The sequence below is a fragment of the Archangium sp. genome (assembly GCF_036389735.1).
In the GTDB taxonomy this organism is placed as follows: Bacteria; Myxococcota; Myxococcia; order Myxococcales; family Myxococcaceae; genus Archangium.
The window spans coordinates 1-2406 of sequence record NZ_DASVWK010000667.1; the positions used below are offsets into that span (position 1 = coordinate 1).

The window sequence follows — 2406 nt, forward strand, 5'->3', positions numbered from 1 at the left end:
GTAGCGCGCCTTCACCCAGATGAATCGTTTGTGCGCATACCTCGGGTCCGTCCGCGTCAGCCGCCCCGTGCTGTCCCTCCAGCGCAACAGCACCTCGGGCACGTTGTGCATCCCGTGGCCCAGGTGCATGAGCTTCAGCCAGAGGTCGTAGTCCTCCGGGAAGTCGCCGTGCTCCCACCCTCCGGCCGCCACCACCGCCTCCCGCCGCAGACACACCGAGGGGTGGCAGATGGGGCTCTCCACGAAGCGCTCGCGGTGGAGGCGCTCGGAGGTGGTGAGGCCATTGAGCCAGGCCGCGTAGTCCCGCATCGACGGGGTCACCGGCTGGTCCTCCCGGAACAGCTCCACCCCCGTGCCCACGCCGCCGAGGCTCGCGTCCTCCTCCAGCGCGGCGACGCTCGCCTCCAGGCGCCGGGGCAGGGCCTCGTCATCCGCGTCCATGCGCGCCACGTAGGGCGAGGTGGCATGTGAGAGGGCGAGGTTGAGCGCGGCGACCAGTCCCCGGCCCGCCCCGTCGAGCACCTCCACCCGGGGCTCCCCCGCCGCCAGCCCCTCCAGCACCGCGCGCGTCCCGTCCGTGGAGCCATCGTCCACCGCGAGTACCCGGATTTCACGCAGCGTGCCCTCCAGGAGGCTTTCCACGGCGCGGGCCACGGTGCGCTCGGCGTTTCGGGCGGGCAGGAGGACGGTGACGACCGGAGGCGGCATCGCGTGTAGACTGCCCCATCCATGGGTGGCGTGAGAAACGGCAAGGACGCCGGTTCGTCGGAGGTGGCTGACTCGCGCCAGGGCGCGCACGTGCCCGCTATCGTCGAGCACCACCGCCAGATCGCCGCCCGTCTGCTCGGCGAGGGCCATGCCGCCCGGGCCTTCGGGGAGCTGGTCCGCGCCAGCCGCACCGTGCCCATGACGCCCCGCCTCGCCGCGGCGCTCGTCGCCTTCTCCCTGCGCGCGGGCACCGAGGCCGCCGCCATCGCGCTCCTCTCCTCCTCGCTGGGGAGCACCCAGGGGAGCACCCGCCGCGCCGTGCGGCTCCAGCTCGCTCGCCTGCTGCGCCGGGTGCAGCAGCTCCCCCGGGCCATCGAGATGCTCCAGGCGCTCGCCGAGGAGTCGCCCGGGGATCGCCGCGCCCGCGGGCTCATCGACGAGATCTTCCGCCGCGCCGCCCTGGGCGAGCCCACCCCCATCGTGCCCGTCGAGGTCCTGCGGGACGAGGTGGCCCCGGTCCAGGAGCCCGCGCGGGACGAGGCCGCCGTCGAGGTCGCCCCCGCGCCCCAGCGGCGCCAGCCCCTCCGGCCCACCGTTCCCTGGAGCGAGGAGGAGTCCACGGCGGACGCCGCCAGCCCTCCCGAGGTGCGGTTCGATCCCCGTCGCGAGACGTCCGAGCTGCCCATCGTGCTCGGAGAACTCTCCGCTCCCACCCCGCCGGAGGCCCCGGCCAGGGTCGAGCGGGGGGACACCCGGACTCGGCAAGAGACCCAGCAGTACGGCGTCCTGCGGGAGGACTCCAGCGACCGGCACGAGACCGTGGAGTTCGTCGTCTTCGCGCCCCCGGACGAGCCGCGCCAGGAGGCCCAGCTCATCGCGCGTCAGGCGTGGCCCGAGCTGGCGCAGTTCTACCTGGATCGCGCCGACTGGACGGAGGACCTGACCGTCCGTGCCGAGGCCCTCACCCGGCTCGCCGAGCTGCTGGAGAACGAGCTGCAAGACCCGGCGGGCGCCGCCCGGGTGTACGGGCAGATCGTCGCGCTCACCGGAGACAGGGCCGCGCTCACCGAGCAGGTGCGGCTCCTGTCCCAGCGCGGCGATGGGGACGACTGGGTGGTCCAGCGCGTGCTCGACGAGGCGGTACAGCGCGCGAGCAACCCCCGGGCGCGTGCCGCCGCCTTCCTGGCTCGGGGCGAGTGGCTGCTGTCCACCGGCGAGCGGGCCCGGGCGCGCGCGGACTTCGAGGCGGCGGAGGCCCTCTCCCCCGGCTCGCTCCCGGCCCTCATGGGGCTCGTGCGGTGTGTGGCCCCCACGGAGCTTGCCGAAGCCGCCGAGCGCCTGCGGGCCGCGCTCGCCGCCTTGCCCCGCCGTGCGCCTTCCCGCTCCGAGGGGCTGCGGTGCCTCGCGGAGCTCGCCGGAGGGCCGCTCGGCGACGCGCGGCTCGCCCACTGGGCCTGGTCGGAGGTGCTCGCGGAGAACCCCGAGGACGTCCTCGTACAGGACCAGCTCCTGGAGGTGACGCGGCGGCTGGGCGACAGGGCGGGGTTGAGCCGCCTGCTGCGCGCCCGCATCGCCCACGCGGCCTCGCCGTTCTGCCCGAGCGCGATGAGGCGCTCTACCAGCAACAGCCACGCCTCCTTGTGGCCAGGCTCGAAGCGCACCGCCTGGCGCAGCTCGGTCAGCGCGGCCTCGCGCTCG

2 protein-coding genes are annotated in these 2406 nt (G+C 74.9%); one reads left to right on the forward strand and one right to left on the reverse strand.

From position 1 onward, the window contains the following. Positions 1–708 (reverse strand): glycosyltransferase (locus VF794_RS23480; RefSeq protein WP_331114028.1); only part of this gene is annotated, 708 nt, incomplete at its 3' end. A gap of 21 nt (positions 709–729) precedes the next feature. Here VF794_RS23480 and VF794_RS23485 point away from each other — a divergent pair. After that, the coding region (locus tag VF794_RS23485; protein WP_414640945.1) for a tetratricopeptide repeat protein at positions 730–2406 on the forward strand (1677 nt) is incomplete at its 3' end.